Raw genomic sequence first — 16,742 nt, forward strand, 5'->3', positions numbered from 1 at the left:
GGTTTTAACGCTTAGTAAACAGGGTATAACTTGCGGCGGTATTAGTTTTATTGGCGTGTATTTTGAGGCTTCTGCGGAAAAATCTGCTTATGAGAATGTGGATGCTTTGCGTGGTCGCATTGACTGGTATTATGTCCTGCCAGCAGCCTGCCGTCAAAAATGGGGAGCAGCTTACTGTAATTAAGGGGGTAAATCTGATAGATGGGAATGGCGGTACGCCGCAAACCAATGTAGCCCTGGTACTACGGGGTGATGCCTTATCGCAAATTTTGAAAGTGGGTACAGACTCCCTGCCTAAAGATGCTACTGTTATTGATGCTACTGGAAAAACGGTGATGCCTACCCTGATCAACGCACATGGTCACTTGGGTTTACTGAAAGATACTACAGCAGTATCGGGCAACTATACTCCCGAAAATGTGGAACGCCAACTAAAGAAATATGCGGCTTATGGGGTGGGTGCCGTGCTTTCCATGGGTACCGATCAGGAAGCCATCTGGCGCTTGCGCGATAGTTCCCGTGCGGGTAAGTTGCCGGGTGCAATCATCTACACCGCTGGTTATGGTTTTGGCGTGGAAAACGGCGGGCCGCCCATAACCTTTGCTGGCAAAGTTTTTCGTCCTAAAAACCCACAGGAAGTGGCAGGCGATATGGATGTCCTTGCTAAACAAAAGCCTGATTTTGTAAAAATGTGGGTGGATGATTTTAATGGCAGCCTTCCTAAAATGTCGGCTTCTATTTATGATACCATTCTTAAATGCGCCCATGACCATGGGCTACGTGTAGCCGCTCACGTATATTACCTGGAAGATGCCCGCCGCCTCATTCATAACGGGGTAGATGTAATTGCACACAGCATCCGGGATAAGGAAATCGATGATGCGCTAATTGAAACCATGAAAAGCAAAGACATTTATTACATACCGACCCTTTCGCTAGACCAGTACAGTTATGCTTATGCTGCCGATACAGTGCCCTGGATAAACGATCCTTTTTTTAAACAATCGCTGGAGCCGGGTATTTACGAGATGATTACCAGTCCTGCATTTAAGGCCAAAGCAAAGGCTGATAAAGACCTGCAGAAGAAAATGTATGCCTTTCATACGGCTATGCAAAACCTGGTAAAAATTCACTCCGCTGGTGTGAAAGTATGTATGGGTACAGATTCCGGCGCACAACTTTTACGTACGCAGGGCTATTCTGAACACCTGGAGCTGGAACTCATGGTGCTGGCCGGCCTTACGCCCTTACAGGCCATTACCTGTGCCACCAAAAATGCGGCAGAAATGCTGCAGGTATCCAAAGAAACAGGCACCCTGGAGCCGGGAAAGAAAGCCAGTTTTATCGTACTGGATAAAAACCCGGTGGATGATATCAGAAACACCCATACCATTTCACAGGTGTGGATCAATGGGGTACAACAAGCAGGTTTATAATTAGCATTACACATAAAAAGGTGGCTGCATTCCTACGCAGCCACCTTTTTCAATTTTAGTAAGGAATTAAACGACAATTGTTTCGCCTGGACTATAAGGCAGGGTTTTGCGGGTTGAGTGGCTTTGCATGGCTATTTCAATGATGCGGATGGTGTTCCTGGCCTGTTGTGGTGTTACGATAAGGGGCGCTTTGCCCGTGATGGCATCATATACGTTTTGGTAAAAACCGGTATAATCGCCCCGTTCACTTTCCACCTGGCCAATGAAGTGCTGGCCGTTGTAGGTAGTATTGAGCTTGCCCCAGATATTGGATGGCTCCAGGCCCCAACTGGTGTTGCCATGTGGCAGGCCACCTGCCCGCAAAGTATCTTCCTGCACATCCATTCCATATTTTATAAAACTACCTTCTGTGCCGTAAAGCAAAAAAGTAGGACCCGGTTCCCGCACCAGCATTCCGCCTTTTAACGTTACTTTAAGTCCGGGGTAGTCCAGGCGCACATCAAACGAATCGATAGTTTTTCCGCCGGGGCGTTGTATGCGAATATCTGCCGTGATGGCGGTAGGCAGGCCAAAAAGCTGTTGTACCTGGTCTACCAGGTGTGCGCCCAGGTCGTACCAGATACCGGCACCGGGCATATCTTCTTCCCGCCAGGCACCTGGCCGGAAATAATTGCGGAAGCGGTCGTAATGCGCTTCAAATTCTACGAGCGTGCCTAGCATGCCGCCCTTTATAATTTTTTCCACGGTCTTCGCATTACTGTCCCAGCGGCGGTTATGGTGTACAGTGAGTATTCGTTTTTGCTGTGCTGCAATGGCTATGAGTTCATCTGCATCGGCACTAGTGATGGTAAAAGGTTTTTCTACCACCACGTGTTTGCCGGCCAGCAAAGCTGCTTTGGCCAGTGGGAGGTGGGAGCTGTTTGGTGTAGCTACCACTACCAAGTCTATGGAAGGATCATTGATGATTTCATTCGCTTCTGATACGATTTCCGTGTCAGGATATTGGGCTTTGATGTAGGCCAGGTTCTCTGGCCTTTTCTCCCGGATGCGTTTTAAATGCAATCCCGCAACATTGGTGATGAAGGGGGCATGAAAAATACGCCCGCCGGCACCAAAGCCGATCAGGCCTACGTTAATGGTCATATGTTCCGCTGGTTAGATGATAAAAGGTGGTGTGTTTAATAGGTGCTGGCTACATTCAGTTGTTCGATGGCATCACGATCCAGGTCCAACTGTGTAGCCTGTATCAATGACTTCAGTTGTTCCGTACTGGTGGCGCTGGCAATGGGTGCAGTAATGTTGGGCCTTGCCATTAACCAGGCCAGGGCTATGGCGGATGGTGTAGCATGGTAGCGCTTGGCTACTTCATCCAGGGCGTTGAGAATGCGCATGCCGCGGGCATCCATGTATTTTTTGATGCCCTGTCCGCGCGGGCTTTTATGGAGGTCGGCCTCGCTGCGGTATTTGCCGGAAAGGAAGCCGCTAGCCAGTGAATAATAAGGAATAACGCCAAAGCCATATTCCGTGGCGAGTGGTTCAAAATCTGTTTCATACGGTTTGCGGTCGCTAAGATTGTAAAGCGGCTGAAGGCTTTCGTAGCGGGGTAGTCCCTGGGAGGCGGCATCCAGGGAAGCTTTCAGGCGTATGGGCGTAATATTGGACGCACCGATGACGCGTACCTTGCCTTCTTTAATCAGGTCTCCAAATACCGATAGGGTTTCTTCCACCGGTGTGGTGCCGTTGTCGTAATGGTTTTGATAAAGGTCAATATAATCTGTTTGCAGGCGTTGCAATGAAGCTTCTATTGCCTTGCGGATCCCATCTTTTTGCAGGGATTCGCCCAGGGTGCCTTTGGCACCTGTTTTGGTGGCGATGATCACCTGATCCCGCTTACCGCTTTTTTTAAGCCATTGGCCAATAATGGTTTCCGACTCACCACCCTTGTGCCCGTATACCCATGATGAATAAGAGTCTGCCGTGTCGATGAAGTTAAATCCGGCATCGGTAAAGGCATCCAGAAGGGTAAAGGAGGTGCTGGCATCTGCTGTCCATCCAAAAATGTTACCGCCAAATGCTATGGGTGCCAATTGCAGTGCTGACTTTCCCAGTGTTCTTTTTTCCATTGTGCATGATTTCATGAATAAAAAAATAATTTCCGGTAGAATGGCTTTACAATTTACAACGGTTAACGCAGTTTGCCACCCGCTATTTTAAGGCTTGCTTTCTACGTAATGCACGAGTTGGGTGCTATCGCGGTGAAGGTTTACAAAGAAAGGATTTTTGGCAGGATCGAAAACGATAATAGTTTGCATATCCCAGATATCTGTGGGTGGAGTCAATATCATTTCTACTTCGAGGCTGTTCTCCCGGTGAAACAGCAGACTGTCTTGCTGAATAACATGGCGCTTAAAGCCCTGTTTTTCCAGGTAAGCGATAAAGGTGGCCTTCTTGGCCAGCACGCTATCTGTTGCCGGCGTATTAGTGAGGGGCTTGCTTTCCCTTACCAGGTAAGATTTATCACGGATCACGTCATAAGCAGCGGTATCGTGCTTGGCTGGATTGGGTTGGTGGCAGGCAGCCAGGCTAAAGGCGATGGCTAAGCCGGTAACGGTTTTTCTAAGTAGCATGTAATGATGTTTATGGCTGACTAGCCAGTTTTCCCTGGCTGTTGGCGTTTTCGATAAGATGGTAGATCATTTTTACGATGTCAAGTGTGCCATTGTAATTCAAGGGGCCGGAAGGCTGGGCGGGTGCTGAAAACACCAGCTCCGGCCGGTTTTCCCTTGACAGGGCGCTGCTATCGTAATTCACTTTAATTCCTTTGGGACTAGCATTGTTCAGCAACTGGGTCCACACCGGGCATCCGCTGCTACCCTGTATTAACAAGCCTTGCTGTGGAGAAAGGCCGCCTAGCCTATCCAGTTTCAGTGAGTAGTTAATGTTATTGCTGTCTACCACCAGGTGGCGGGCAAAATGATGATCGCCCGTTTTACCCGCTTCTTCGCCGGAGAAGGCAATCAACAGATAATTATTGTTATGCAGGTTGCTGGCTTTCAGCAGGCGTCCCAGTTCTAAAAGGGCAGCGGCGGCACTGGCCTCGTCATCATTTGGCGGAACACTGGCAGTAAGAAAATGGTAAGGTGCACCAATGATCACAATTTGCGGAGCACCATTGTCTATATAACCCAGCACATTGGTAGCGGTGGTATGTACTTGTTCAAAGGCCACTTTCATCGTCACCTTAAAGTTATCTACGTCATCACCCATCCATTTTTTTGCGGCGGGTTCGCTCACCCAAAGTACTGGAATAGCCAGGGGTTTAGGATTCATGCTACTCCAGTTTTTTAGCTCGGCGGGGCTTACTTTTCCGTTGTAAAACACCACTGCGCTGGCGCCGGTGCGGGTGGCTTCGATGGCTTGATTGCGAAGATTATCCAATAGCCGGGTGGCGGATACGTCTTGGGTGGCCAAATTTACCAGCCATATATTATTGGGTTCGTTCAAATGCGGTACCACCTCTCCCTGCACGGCTTTGGTGGCACTAAAGGGCAGTGCGTAAAACTGATCGTTTGGTAGAAGCGGGTGGCCGTTAATAATGAGTTGGGCGGTGGGGGCGGTTTCGCGGGCATCTTTTATAGTTAATACCTGGAGAAAGCCGCTATCACCTTTGGGCAGCAGTCCATCCTGTTGCATATGGGCCGTAATCCAGGCAGCGGCGCGTTGTTCGCCCGGTGTACCGGGAAGCTCCCCGTTGGCAGCATGGAGGGCGGCTACCGTGGTTTGCAGGTTTTCCAGTGTTTTGCGATCGGCCTTTTTCTGGGCGGAGGCAGGCACGGTGGCCAGGAGCAATAACACAATACAGTTCTTCACGCGGTATTTTTTTTAACTGGTACAAAAATAAGCGGATTGCACGAAACCTTTCTATGACAATCCAAGGGCTTTGGCGCCGGTATTCGATCAGCTTCCTGCGATATTAAGGGAGCAGGGCTTTTTTTCAGGCAGCGATCCCTTATTTTTGCGGCCTGAATGCGGTACAACAAAAAACTGTCAGCGCTATGAAGCAAACACCTTTTACGCAAAAACACCTGGATCTTGGAGCAAAAATGGCACCATTCGCAGGATACAACATGCCTATTTCCTACTCTGGGATCAACGACGAGCACGCGGCAGTACGCAACAATGCCGGCGTTTTCGACGTAAGCCACATGGGCGAATTTATGCTGAAAGGCCCAGGCGCCCTGGATCTCATCCAGCGCGTAACCAGTAACGACGCCTCCAAACTAACTGCCGGCAAGGCCCAGTACAGTTGCCTGCCCAATGATAAAGGCGGCATTGTAGACGACCTGTTGGTATACTGCATTGAAGAAAACAAGGTGTATATGCTGGTGGTAAATGCCAGTAACATAGAAAAAGACTGGAACTGGATTGTTCAACATAATACGGGCAATGTGGAAATGCATAACATTTCCGACAAAACCTGCCTGCTGGCTATCCAGGGCCCCAACGCCACGGCCATGTTACAACCCCTGACCAATGTAGACCTGGCGGGCTTAAAATACTACACTTTTACCAAAGGCACCTTTGCCGGCGTAGAGAATGTACTGATAAGCGCCACCGGGTACACCGGTGCTGGCGGGGTGGAGATTTATTTTGAGGACACCGCCGGCGCGGCTTCCAAAATTTGGGATGCACTTTTCGCTATCGGCGGCCCCAAAGGACTGAAACCAATAGGCCTGGGCGCCCGCGATACCCTGCGGCTGGAAATGGGTTTCTGCCTGTATGGCAATGATATAGACGACAACACTTCACCACTGGAAGCAGGATTGGGCTGGATCACCAAGTTCACCAAAGACTTCACCGCCCGTCCTATTATTGAGGCGCAGAAGCAGGCCGGCATTAAACAGAAACTCGTAGGTTTTGAAATGGTGGATAAAGGTATTGCCCGCCACGACTACCAGATCGTAGACGCTGCCGGTAAGGAAATTGGCCGTGTAACCTCCGGCACTCAAAGCCCTACGTTGCAAAAAGCAATTGGCCTGGGCTATGTTGCGCTGGAACATGCCTCGCCCGACAGTGAAATCTTCATTTCGGTGCGCGATAAAAAACTGAAAGCCAAGGTGGTAAAATTGCCGTTTGCCTAATCCAATGGTAAAGGAAAAGATATAACCGCCGCTGCATGAAAATGTAGGCGGCGGTTGCGTTTTAAGGCGATAAAGCGGGCGCGGGCATAAGTAATTTACGGAAAAGGCAGTAATTTAGCTACCTATGCCAGCGCGTCTGCCCCGGGAGGGAGCGGACCTGCTTTTCTTGAAAAAACCTTAACCATATCATTGATGCCTACCATTCATCTGACCACCGTTATTCATGCACCGCTGGAGCGGGTCTTTGACCTGAGCCGCAGTATCACCCTGCATAAGCGAAGTATGGAGCATACTAAGGAGGAGGCAGTAAAAGGCCGCACCAGCGGGCTCATTGAATATAACGAAACGGTAACCTGGCAAGCCAGACACCTGGGCAGGTTGCGGGAAATGACCATCAAGATTGTTGCCATGCAACCCTGGCAATACTTCTGTGATGAAATGACGGACGGGCCTTTCCGGTCCTTCCGGCATGAACACTATTTTAAAGAGATTGGCAATGGTACGATAGCCATCGACATACTGAATTTTTCTACCCCGTATGGCCCATTTGGGCGATGGTTTAACCGTCTTTATTTGCTGCGGTACATGACCAATTTGTTGCAGCTCCGTAACCAGACGGTGAAAGAATTTGCGGAATCGGAGAAGTGGCGGGTGGTGCTAGATTAAACAAAATTGCAGACATTGATTATTTAATAGTGCATTGACCGTTTAGGCATGCATAAGACCTCCAAGTGAATGAGCGAATCTATTAAGCCGCGGCTAGAAGTATGTATGTCGCCGGCCCTGTTGCATTTGTATGATGTAAAAGACAGCATTGTTGTAATTATTGACGTATTGCGCGCCACTTCCACCATTTGTACAGCGTTGTACAATGGGGCAGTTCGGGTGATCCCGGTGGCCGATGTGGCCGAATGTGTTCGCATAGGCCAGGCCCTGGGTGCTATTACTGCCGGTGAGCGCGATGGCAAAATTGCCGATGGTCTGCAATATGGAAACTCGCCTTTCGAATACCCCCGCAATTTCGTGGAAGGCAAAACACTGGTATTGACCACTACCAATGGCACCAAACTCCTGCACATGGCCAAAGATGCCAAACAGATCATTACAGGCTCTTTTCCAAACCTGAGCGCGGTATGCGATTACCTGGTGGCGCAAAAGCAGCATGTGCTCCTGGGCTGCGCGGCCTGGAAAGACCGGGTGAATATGGAAGACACTCTCTTTGCCGGCGCGGTGGTAAACCGCATCCGCGATCATTTTACGGTCAACTGCGATTCGGCCCTGCTATCTGAAAGCACTTACCTGGCGGGCAAAGACGATCTCTTTACCTTCATGCAGGGTGCCACCCACTTCAAGCGCCTGTCTGGTTTCGGGCTGGAAGACGATATCCGTTACTGCCTTACGCCAGACGGGGCCAATGTGCTGCCTTTGCTGGTAAACAATGAACTGGTGGCTTACCACCAATAGAAGAGTCTGCTATAGGTTGCCATTTACAATACTAGAAATTATAATTTATTAAATGTGTTTGCCCGGCCAGTATACGTGCTGGCAGGGCTATTTTACGGGCAGTAGCAGGAGAGCCAGTAGCCCCACCCTGTCAGTTTTTTGGATTTTTATGCTTACTTTTGTGGATTGCCTTTTCACAACCTGCTAACTTTTTTAGTTAAGTGGTGTGGTGAAGAAAAGCGGCAAGGATTACTATGTCACTGCCCCATTTGCTGAAATACGTTTATAATAATGGTACCGACGAAGTTATACGTCGGGGCAAGCGTATTTTTTCTACAGGCGGGGTAGAACTCCTGGACGCCGATCCATTGTTGAAGCTGGCCAATTTCCGGGTGAAAAGCGATACCCACGCTAATTTTTATAAAGTTACCATCAGTAAATACAACGAACCGACCAATATGTCGATCCGTTGCCAATGTCCTTACAACCTGGGCGATATCTGCCGGCATGAGGCTGCGGCGCTCTTTAGTTTGCAGGAGATGCTGGATAAAAATCACTTTGAAACTTTTGATACCACCTTTGACCAGCAGCACACGCTGGTGAAGATGAAATTCATAGACCTGAAAACCATTAAACTGCTTACGTCGCAGTTTATATTTGCAGAAGCGGAAAAAATTCTCCGCCATCATGCAGCCAAGATTATCCTGGCCAAAGATGAGCGCGTAGAAGCTTCCCTGAAAGCCGATGGCAAGGAATATCCCCTTATTTTTCAACGCAACGAAGAACGTTTTTTTGACACGCACTGTACCTGTGATGAGCAGGGCCATGCGTTGTGCATGCATAAAACCGCCCTGTTCCTGCAATTACTGCAGAAGAACGGGCCGTATTATTTTGATACCCTGCGTAACTGGGATAAGGAGAAGAACAAACTGCTGGCCATTTACGGGTATTCCCTCAACGATAACCTGGAAGGAAAGTTCACCTTTACCTACATGGATGGCAAACCCTTCCTGCGGGTGCTGGACCCTACTATTAAGCGGGTGGAAGCTCCGGTAAATACGAATGCTGTACCTGTTTCCCAACCAACTTCTGCGGCGGAGGAGACGCTGCTGGTAAATCGGCGCATGGGCGTGGTGTGGAATGCCAATGAAAAATTATTCCCTTATTTTAAAGTGGATCTGATCAATGGCGAAACCAATGATGAGGAAACGGCTTTTGTATCTCTAATCAACAAACTAGACCTTACCAAGTATATTGATTTTTACCAGTATCGGGAAAGCGACCGGGAGCTCATTGCCCCCGTGCGCAAATTGCAGCAAAGCGAGGTTAGTAAATATTTGAGCAAGAACTCGCCCTTTGCCGGTATATGGGAAAACATCACCACTGAAAATGATGAAGATTTACCAGCAGAGACCAAAGACCTCATCCTGGAATATCTGCATCCCAAGGTGCTAAAGCTCCTGCCGCAGTTAGAAAACCAGAAGCTAAACTTTTACCTGCCCAACCATCAGCCTTTCAAGACGAAGCATGTAATACCCGTTGGCGTGTCTCAGCATACCCTGACCCTGCAATTTCGCACCCACATCGGGGAGGAAGGCGTTGAAGTAAGCTGCTGGGTAAATATTGAAGATGATTGGGTAAATGTATCGGCCAATGAATGGGCCAGTCCATTACTCTTTTTGTATAAAAATACGCTGTATGCTTTCGAGCATCCGAAAGACAGCCAGTACATTGCCCGCTTCATGGAGCAGGGCGTGCTGAAAGTGGCCGCCGGCGAATGGGCCGATTACCTGAAAGATTTCTTGTTGCCACTGAGCAAGCAGTATGATATTCAGTACGACCGTTCCCTGCTGGCCGAAGTAGACGACATTGCACCAGAACCCCGCATTTACCTTAAAGAAATGGGCGAGACTTTTATCATCCAGCCAGGGTTTGCCTATCATGGGCAAGAAGTGGAGTGGAATGACGAGCCGCGCATTACCATACAGGAAGGCAACCGCGTGCTGATCATCCATCGCAACAAAGAGGCAGAGCATAACTTCGTAGAAAAAATACGGAGCCTGCACACCAATTTCTCTGCACCGAGCAATAACAACTATTTTTACCTGCGTTCTAAAGATGCGCTCAAAAACAATTGGTTTTTCCTTTTCTTCGATACGCTGAAGGAAATGAACGTGCGCGTATTCGGGTTCGATAACCTGCGGAATTTTAAGTTCAGCAGCCACAAACCTGTTACTAATCTGCAGATTAGTTCCGGCATAGATTGGTTTGATGCGCAGGTGGAAATTCTTTATGGCGACCAGAAGGTAAGCATTAAAGAGATCAAACATGCGCTGGTAAACAAGCAGAATTACGTACAGCTAGCAGATGGTTCGCTGGGATTGCTGCCCGAGGAATGGCTGCGCAAGTACTCACTGCTGTTTAAAATTGGGGAGGAAAAAGATAAAGGGTTAAAACTTTCTAAATACAATTTCAGCGTAATCGATGAGCTGTATGAGTTCATCGACGATGAGGCGGTGCTGGCGGAACTGGAAGAAAAGCGCAAAAAGTTATTGCAGTTCGACGAGATCCGTAACATTTCCCTGCCCTCCAACCTCCAGGCCACGCTGCGGCCTTACCAGGAGAGTGGCTTCCAGTGGCTGAACTACCTAGATGAAGTGAAGTGGGGCGGCATTTTGGCAGATGATATGGGGCTTGGTAAAACCATACAGGCGCTTACTTTTATCCAACATTACAAGAACAAACACGATGGCAAATGCACCGCGCTGGTGGTATGCCCTACAACACTGATCTATAACTGGGAAAGTGAAATCAAAAAGTTTACGCCCGAGATGACCTACCATATTCATCACGGTGCCACCCGGCTTAAAAAGCAGGAAGATTTAGAACGGTTTGATATTATTATTACCACCTATGGCACGCTGCGCAGTGATGTGCAGTTGCTCATGAAAATAGCGTTGGACTATGTGGTGCTGGACGAAAGCCAGGCCATTAAAAATCCGCAGTCTAAAGTAACCAAGGCGGCGCAGTTGCTCAATACTAAAAACCGTTTGGCGCTGAGTGGTACGCCCATGCAGAACAATACATTTGATATTTATGCGCAGATGCATTTCCTGAACCCGGGTATGCTGGGCAGTGTAGACTTTTTTCGCAATGAATTTGCTACGCCGATCGATAAATTTCAGGATGAAGAACGCAAGGAACATTTGCGTAAACTGATCTACCCATTCATTCTGCGCCGTACTAAAGAACAGGTGGCCAAAGATCTGCCTGATAAAATTGAGACGGTTATTTTTTGTGAAATGGAAAGCGAGCAACGGCAGATTTATGACGCCTACCGCAATACCTACCGCTCCAAAATATTGGGCGTGATTGAGGACCAAGGCATGGAACGCTCCCAGCTTACCATTTTGCAGGGCCTCATGAAATTGAGGCAGATCTGTGATTCACCCGCCATCCTGAATGAAGCCGATCAATATCCCAATTATTCCGTGAAGCTGGATGAACTGACACGGGAGATAGCCGAAAATATTGGTCATCATAAAGTGCTGGTGTTTTCCCAGTTCCTTGGCATGCTGGGGCTTATCCGTTCTAAAATGCAGGAACTGAACATTCCGTTCGAATATTTTGATGGCAGTACCTCTACCACAGAACGGGAAAGAGCTATTCAGAATTTCCAGCACAATGATGAGTGCCGGGTATTCCTCATCTCCCTGAAAGCAGGTGGTGTAGGCCTGAACTTAACGGCAGCAGATTACGTGTATATCGTAGATCCCTGGTGGAACCCTGCAGTGGAGCAACAAGCCATAGACCGTACCCACCGTATTGGGCAAACTAAAAACATCTTTGCTTACCGTATGATCTGTAAGGACACTGTGGAGGAAAAGATTTTGCAATTGCAGGAGCGGAAAAAATCCCTAGTGAAGGAGATTATTGCCGACGATACTGGCTTTATAAAGAAGCTGACTAAGGAGGATGTATTGTATCTGTTCAGCTAAGTGTAATCTTTATTTGCAGGGATCTTGCTGTTGACTACTCTCAGGGCATGTTCGCTGCCTTTCCCTTTTCCAATTGCTTAAAACCCCACTTAAATAACTGGCCGATCGCAGGTATCAGTTCTATGCCCACCGGCGTAAGTGTATATTCAACCCGGGGTGGTACCTCATGATAGGATTCTCGGTGAATGAGTCCATCTAATTCTAACTCCTTTAGTGTTTGTGAGAGCATCTTGGGTGTAATGTCCAATATGGTTTTTCTTAACTCACCGTAACGTAATACCTGGTGTATATGAAGGTGCCAGAGAATACGTCCCTTATACTTTCCCCCGATACGACGAAACGCATAATCTACTGCACAGATCGCGAACTTCTCTTTATTTTTTTCGATAGCCATACTTTTAATTATTGACAGTCAACAATAGTATCCTTTTGGTGTGTAGCCTACAAAAAAGTGCATACTTGATACAAAGATAACGAGCAGATACATTTGCATTAAATTAATTAGGTTATGGAAAGAAGAACCATGTTTAAAAACATAGGAATGGCAGGGTTGGCTACAGCCCTGCCTTTAACAAGTTCGCTGGCAGGCGGGCGTGTAGTACATAACGATATGCTTCGGGTAGATAAGCATCCTTATCATCGCTTTGCGCTGGGCGATTTGGAATTGACCATTGTTACGGATGGCAAGCTAACTATGCAACCCGTGCAGCCATCCTTTGCACCAGGCGTGGCGGCAGATGCCGTACAGGCCCTACTGCGTGATAACTTCCGATCTACCGACAAAATAGAGCTGGGCATGAATATCCTTGTTATCCGGAAAGGCAGGCAGGTAATACTGGTGGATGCCGGTGCGGGTACACTATTTGGGCCGGGTAGTGGATGGCTGCCGCAAAGCTTGGTAGATGCGGGCTTTGCGCTGAATGAGGTGAGCGATGTAGTGCTTACCCATGCACATCCTGATCATATGGGGGGCCTGTTGCGAAAGGATGGCAGTTTGGTATTTCCCAATGCGCAAGTGTATTTGTCGCAGGCAGAGCAGGATTTTTGGATGGCTCCCTTGCAAGACTTTTCCAGGAGCAAATATGGCGACATAAAATCGTTGCAACCTATGATAGCGGGAATCAAAAAAAATATACAGGCCCAGGGCAAACGTTTGCATTTCTTAGATTATAGCAAGTCCCTGTTAGGCTGCATACGCCTTCACCTGGCTCCGGGTCATACGCCGGGTCATACGCTGGTGGAAATTTTTTCCGGCAGCGAAAAGCTCCTCCACATAGCAGACCTGGTACATTCGGACGTATTATTATTTCCTCATCCTGAATGGGGCTTTTATGGTGATACTGATTTTAAACAGGCAGTTACTACCAGGCGCACCGTGCTGGCGGCATTGGCGGCCAGCAGAACTAAGGTGCTGGCCTATCACCTGCCATGGCCAGGCCTAGGCCATGTGCGCACAAAAGAGGAGGCATTTGAATGGGTGGCAGACAGTTTTGCCACGCCGTATGCGGCCATACCTCATAAAGGTGAGCCAGGCATGAAGCATGAGTGTTAAGTGGCGAAAGGAAGCGGGTTGGGGCAATAATCCTTCTATCATAACTGGGTGTATCGCACTATCAAACATCGTGTGTTAATACTAACGGTTACGAATAAACGATGCTAAGCGATGGTTTGATGTTTATTGAGATACAGGACCACTATAATGTATTTTGCATGGCAGCAATCAACGTGGCTGCTTTTTCATAAAGCTGGCGGGCCGATTGAAGTTTTTTTTGCGCCATGTTTGGTGAAGGCTTTTCTATATCCTGTTCCAGTTCCAGCAACAGCCGGTTGAGTGATGCAATGCGCACTACTGCGAGGCTGGCCTGCATACGGTGGGTCCAGAATTTTACTTCCTCCCAATCTTCCTTTTCCATCGCCTGGGAAATTTTGTCCAGGTTTTCAGGCGCCGTGGTGGTAAAAGTGTTTAGCAATTCAGAAAGATAGGGCTTATCTTTTTGGGTAATGTTAAAAAGGTATTCGAAATCTACCAGCGGTGGCGTGGGCGAAGCAGTAGGGGCAGCTATGGCCTGGACTTCCAGGAGATCAAGTATTTTATACACCAGTTCATCGGGAGAAAATGGTTTGGCGATGTAGGCATTGAAACCTGCGGCCATGCATTTCTCTGCTGCTTCGTGTTGGGTGGAGGCCGTTGTTGCAATGGAGGGTGTAGTGAAGCCCAGCCGGCGCAGGGCGGCGATGGCTTCATAACCATTCATCTCAGGCATTTGTAAGTCCAGCAATATGCAGTCGTAGGTTTTTTGCATCATCATTTGCATGGCGGTTAGGCCATCGGAGGCTACGTCTACCTGGGCGCCGGACTGCTGAAGGGTATAGCGCACTACTTTTTGGTTAATAGGATTGTCTTCCGCCAGTAGTATCTTTTTGCCTTCCAGGCTCTGGCCGGTGAGGGCTTGTCGGGGGGTATCCGGCACATTGTATTTCTCCAGCGGCAGCTCCACATAGAATGTGGTGCCGGGGCCAGGTCTATTTTTTATGGCAATGCTGCCATGGTGCAGGTGTAAAATTTCCCGGCAAATGGCCAGTCCCACGCCGGCACCGGCAAAGTACAGGGATGTTTCCGGATTGGTATGTTCATATGTTTTAAAAATATTTTCCTGCTGGCCAGGCTCAATGCCAATGCCGGTATCTGTAACGGTTATGCCTATACGTACAGCTGTATCCTTTTCTTCCAGCAGCATAGCGGTAAGTTCTACGTTGCCCACAGCGGTAAACTTTACCGCGTTTTCCAGCAAGGCGCCAAACACTTGTCCCAAGCGAAGGGCATCGCCATAGAGATGGGTGGGAATATTTTCATCCAGGTCACAGTAAAGATTAAGGCTTTTGGTTTCTGCCAGGGGCCTTACAGCGGCCATGGATTTTTGTAGTAGCAGGGGCAGGTTTAAGGGGCCTTTTTCCAGTTGTAGCCTTCCTGCATGGATATTGGAAATAGCTGCGATATCGTTGATGAGCAAGGTAAGTTTTTCGGTAGATGCGGTAATGGCTTCCGTGTATTCTTTTTGTGTTTCGCTGAGTACGGTTTTATGTAGCAGGTAGGCCATGCCAGTAATGCTATTAATGGGGGTACGTAATGCGTGGCTCATATTGACCAGAAAAATTTCCTGTAGACGGCGGGCCTCTTCGGCCTTAGTGCGGGCTTCCAGCAATTCGTTTTCCCGGCTTACATGGTCTGTAATGTCTACACCGGTGGTACCTATACCATACACTTCATTATTAGCATTGAACAGGGGATATTTGGTGACCAGGTATTGGTAGGTTTGCCCATTACGTTCCAGGCTGCCCAGCATTTTTACAGGCTCTCTGAAGTCGATGACCTTTTGGTCGCTGGCAGCCCATTTGAGGGCCTCTATTGGCTGGGTTATTTCCTGGTCGGTATGTCCCAGGATTTCATGAGCGGCAAGGCCACTCACTTTTTCGAACTCCTTATTCACCAGCAGGTATTTACCCTGGAGATCTTTAATAAATACAAAGGTGGGGGTATGTTGTAATATGGCCTGCATCAAATATTGCAGGTTTTCGCGTTCCTGGTGTGCCGCCTCCATGGCCAGTTGCAGCATTTTTTTTTCGTGGATGTCCTTTACCAAGCCTTGGTAGCCTATCACCTTGCCCTGTTGATAACGCAGTGTAATCTGTTGTTCCACCCATTTCTTTTGGCCGGATTTGGTGATAATCTCGAATTCGCGGTTGGTTATTGGAGACTTCCGGCCTACCTGTTCTTCATAAAAAGCGCGCAGTTCTTGAAACGTTTCTGGGGTGAGTAGTAAGGAATAATGCCTTTCCAGCAGTTCTTCCGGTGCAAAACCGCAAAGGGCCAGGGCTTGTGGGCTAATGTATTCGAAATAGCCTTTCAAGTTAGTCAGGTACATCAGCGACCCGGAAGCTTCCACCAGTTGCTGGTACAGTTGCCCATGGTCATGGAGTGCTACGCGGGTAGTACGAAGCTGGTGCATGATAAAATTAATACGGAGCAAGGCCATCACCAGGATGATGCTGAGTACGATGCCGCCGGTAATGCCAGACTGGTAAAGCCGGGCGGCATAGCTGCTCCGGGTGGCCAGTTGTTGTTCCTGGATCTGCATTTGGCGGTCGTACATGCGTTGCACATGGGTGGATATAGCTGACAACAGTGGTTCGGAACGCTGCCATTCCGGAATGGCAGCGCTGTCAGGTATTGAAACCGCTGATAGTTGCTGCTGCTGGAAAGAATTTTGCCGGCCCAGGAGCTGGTAAAGGGTGTCTAGTGCGGTTTTTTGTAATGGCTCCTGTGCCAGCAGGGTGTCTAGGCTGGCTAGTGCTGCGGCCAGGTGCAAGCTGTCTGGCATACGTTTTTGCAGCAGGTAGCTGCTATCCTGGGAGCGCAAATAGCCAAGGAAGTCCAATTCCAGGCGGTTGGCATACATACGTACATTATTAATATGATCCAATGCCTGCCCGGTGTGAAAGGCCCATTCACTGGCTTCCGCCATTTTACGGTTTGCCTTATAGGTGTATCCTACGAAGGTTGTGATGCACAATAACGCGATGGCAATTATTAGGATAATAGGGCGTTTCAGTTGTTTCATCACTTGGTTTTTTCAGCAGGCCTATTTGGGGGAAATACCGGCAAATTCGGGTATTTGGGAGAGTTGTGATACTAATATAGGATTCTGGTCGCTATTTTTATAATA

The 16,742-nt window shown here is 48.4% G+C and carries 12 protein-coding genes; 6 read left to right on the forward strand and 6 right to left on the reverse strand.

The window, feature by feature from the left end; genetic code table 11:
• Nucleotides 1-89: 89 nt before the first annotated feature.
• Nucleotides 90-1,436 (forward strand): amidohydrolase family protein, encoded by a 1,347-nt coding sequence (locus GA0116948_RS04315; RefSeq protein ID WP_089709379.1) that lies wholly within the window; start codon nt 90-92, stop codon nt 1,434-1,436.
• Nucleotides 1,437-1,502: 66 nt separating this feature from the next.
• Here GA0116948_RS04315 and GA0116948_RS04320 read toward each other — a convergent pair whose 3' ends face one another.
• The 4 genes from GA0116948_RS04320 to GA0116948_RS04335 all read right to left on the reverse strand — a co-directional run bounded on the left by GA0116948_RS04320 (nt 1,503) and on the right by GA0116948_RS04335 (nt 5,306).
• Nucleotides 1,503-2,579: an oxidoreductase gene (locus tag GA0116948_RS04320; protein ID WP_089709380.1), complete on the reverse strand. Its 1,077-nt coding sequence runs from the start codon at nt 2,577-2,579 to the stop codon at nt 1,503-1,505.
• A gap of 35 nt (nt 2,580-2,614) precedes the next feature.
• A complete protein-coding gene (locus GA0116948_RS04325; RefSeq protein ID WP_089709381.1) occupies nt 2,615-3,559 on the reverse strand; it encodes an aldo/keto reductase in 945 nt (314 codons plus the stop codon).
• 87 nt (nt 3,560-3,646) lie between these two features.
• A complete protein-coding gene (locus tag GA0116948_RS04330; protein ID WP_089709382.1) occupies nt 3,647-4,063 on the reverse strand; it encodes a hypothetical protein in 417 nt (138 codons plus the stop codon).
• Nucleotides 4,064-4,073: 10 nt separating this feature from the next.
• Nucleotides 4,074-5,306 (reverse strand): M28 family peptidase, encoded by a 1,233-nt coding sequence (locus GA0116948_RS04335; protein WP_089709383.1) that lies wholly within the window; start codon nt 5,304-5,306, stop codon nt 4,074-4,076.
• Nucleotides 5,307-5,491: 185 nt separating this feature from the next.
• Here GA0116948_RS04335 and gcvT point away from each other — a divergent pair, with 185 nt between their 5' ends.
• The 4 genes from gcvT to GA0116948_RS04355 all read left to right on the forward strand — a co-directional run bounded on the left by gcvT (nt 5,492) and on the right by GA0116948_RS04355 (nt 12,018).
• Nucleotides 5,492-6,577, forward strand: coding sequence for a glycine cleavage system aminomethyltransferase GcvT (gene gcvT / locus GA0116948_RS04340; RefSeq protein WP_089709384.1), 1,086 nt, complete (start codon nt 5,492-5,494; stop codon nt 6,575-6,577).
• 192 nt (nt 6,578-6,769) lie between these two features.
• Nucleotides 6,770-7,243: an SRPBCC family protein gene (locus GA0116948_RS04345; protein WP_089709385.1), complete on the forward strand. Its 474-nt coding sequence runs from the start codon at nt 6,770-6,772 to the stop codon at nt 7,241-7,243.
• Between the two features lie 69 nt (nt 7,244-7,312).
• Nucleotides 7,313-8,041 (forward strand): 2-phosphosulfolactate phosphatase, encoded by a 729-nt coding sequence (locus GA0116948_RS04350; RefSeq protein ID WP_089709386.1) that lies wholly within the window; start codon nt 7,313-7,315, stop codon nt 8,039-8,041.
• Nucleotides 8,042-8,274: 233 nt separating this feature from the next.
• A complete protein-coding gene (locus tag GA0116948_RS04355) occupies nt 8,275-12,018 on the forward strand; it encodes a DEAD/DEAH box helicase (protein ID WP_089709387.1) in 3,744 nt (1,247 codons plus the stop codon).
• A 40-nt stretch (nt 12,019-12,058) separates the two neighbouring features.
• Here the strand turns inward: GA0116948_RS04355 and GA0116948_RS04360 are convergent, their stop codons facing one another.
• Complete coding sequence (locus tag GA0116948_RS04360; RefSeq protein ID WP_089709388.1) at nt 12,059-12,412, reverse strand: winged helix-turn-helix transcriptional regulator; 354 nt, start codon at nt 12,410-12,412, stop codon at nt 12,059-12,061.
• A 114-nt stretch (nt 12,413-12,526) separates the two neighbouring features.
• On the opposite strand from GA0116948_RS04360, the gene GA0116948_RS04365 reads away from it, so the two are divergent.
• Nucleotides 12,527-13,570, forward strand: a complete 1,044-nt coding sequence (locus GA0116948_RS04365) for an MBL fold metallo-hydrolase (RefSeq protein WP_089709389.1) — start codon at nt 12,527-12,529, stop codon at nt 13,568-13,570.
• 142 nt (nt 13,571-13,712) lie between these two features.
• Here GA0116948_RS04365 and GA0116948_RS04370 read toward each other — a convergent pair whose 3' ends face one another.
• Nucleotides 13,713-16,637: a PAS domain S-box protein gene (locus GA0116948_RS04370; RefSeq protein WP_089709390.1), complete on the reverse strand. Its 2,925-nt coding sequence runs from the start codon at nt 16,635-16,637 to the stop codon at nt 13,713-13,715.
• Between the last annotated feature and the right edge of the window lie 105 nt (nt 16,638-16,742).

This window comes from Chitinophaga costaii (assembly GCF_900094705.1).
Taxonomy (GTDB): domain Bacteria; phylum Bacteroidota; class Bacteroidia; order Chitinophagales; family Chitinophagaceae; genus Chitinophaga; species Chitinophaga costaii.

Bases quoted from the DNA above. Each gene is read 5' to 3' on its own strand.
- GA0116948_RS04315 (WP_089709379.1), top strand. From the start codon at position 90: ATGAGAATGTGGATGCTTTGCGTGGTCGCATTGACTGGTATTATGTCC.
- GA0116948_RS04320 (WP_089709380.1), bottom strand. From the start codon at position 2,579: ATGACCATTAACGTAGGCCTGATCGGCTTTGGTGCCGGCGGGCGTATT.
- GA0116948_RS04325 (WP_089709381.1), bottom strand. From the start codon at position 3,559: ATGGAAAAAAGAACACTGGGAAAGTCAGCACTGCAATTGGCACCCATA.
- GA0116948_RS04330 (WP_089709382.1), bottom strand. From the start codon at position 4,063: ATGCTACTTAGAAAAACCGTTACCGGCTTAGCCATCGCCTTTAGCCTG.
- gcvT (WP_089709384.1), top strand. From the start codon at position 5,492: ATGAAGCAAACACCTTTTACGCAAAAACACCTGGATCTTGGAGCAAAA.
- GA0116948_RS04345 (WP_089709385.1), top strand. From the start codon at position 6,770: ATGCCTACCATTCATCTGACCACCGTTATTCATGCACCGCTGGAGCGG.
- GA0116948_RS04350 (WP_089709386.1), top strand. From the start codon at position 7,313: ATGAGCGAATCTATTAAGCCGCGGCTAGAAGTATGTATGTCGCCGGCC.
- GA0116948_RS04355 (WP_089709387.1), top strand. From the start codon at position 8,275: ATGTCACTGCCCCATTTGCTGAAATACGTTTATAATAATGGTACCGAC.
- GA0116948_RS04360 (WP_089709388.1), bottom strand. From the start codon at position 12,412: ATGGCTATCGAAAAAAATAAAGAGAAGTTCGCGATCTGTGCAGTAGAT.
- GA0116948_RS04365 (WP_089709389.1), top strand. From the start codon at position 12,527: ATGGAAAGAAGAACCATGTTTAAAAACATAGGAATGGCAGGGTTGGCT.
- GA0116948_RS04370 (WP_089709390.1), bottom strand. From the start codon at position 16,637: ATGAAACAACTGAAACGCCCTATTATCCTAATAATTGCCATCGCGTTA.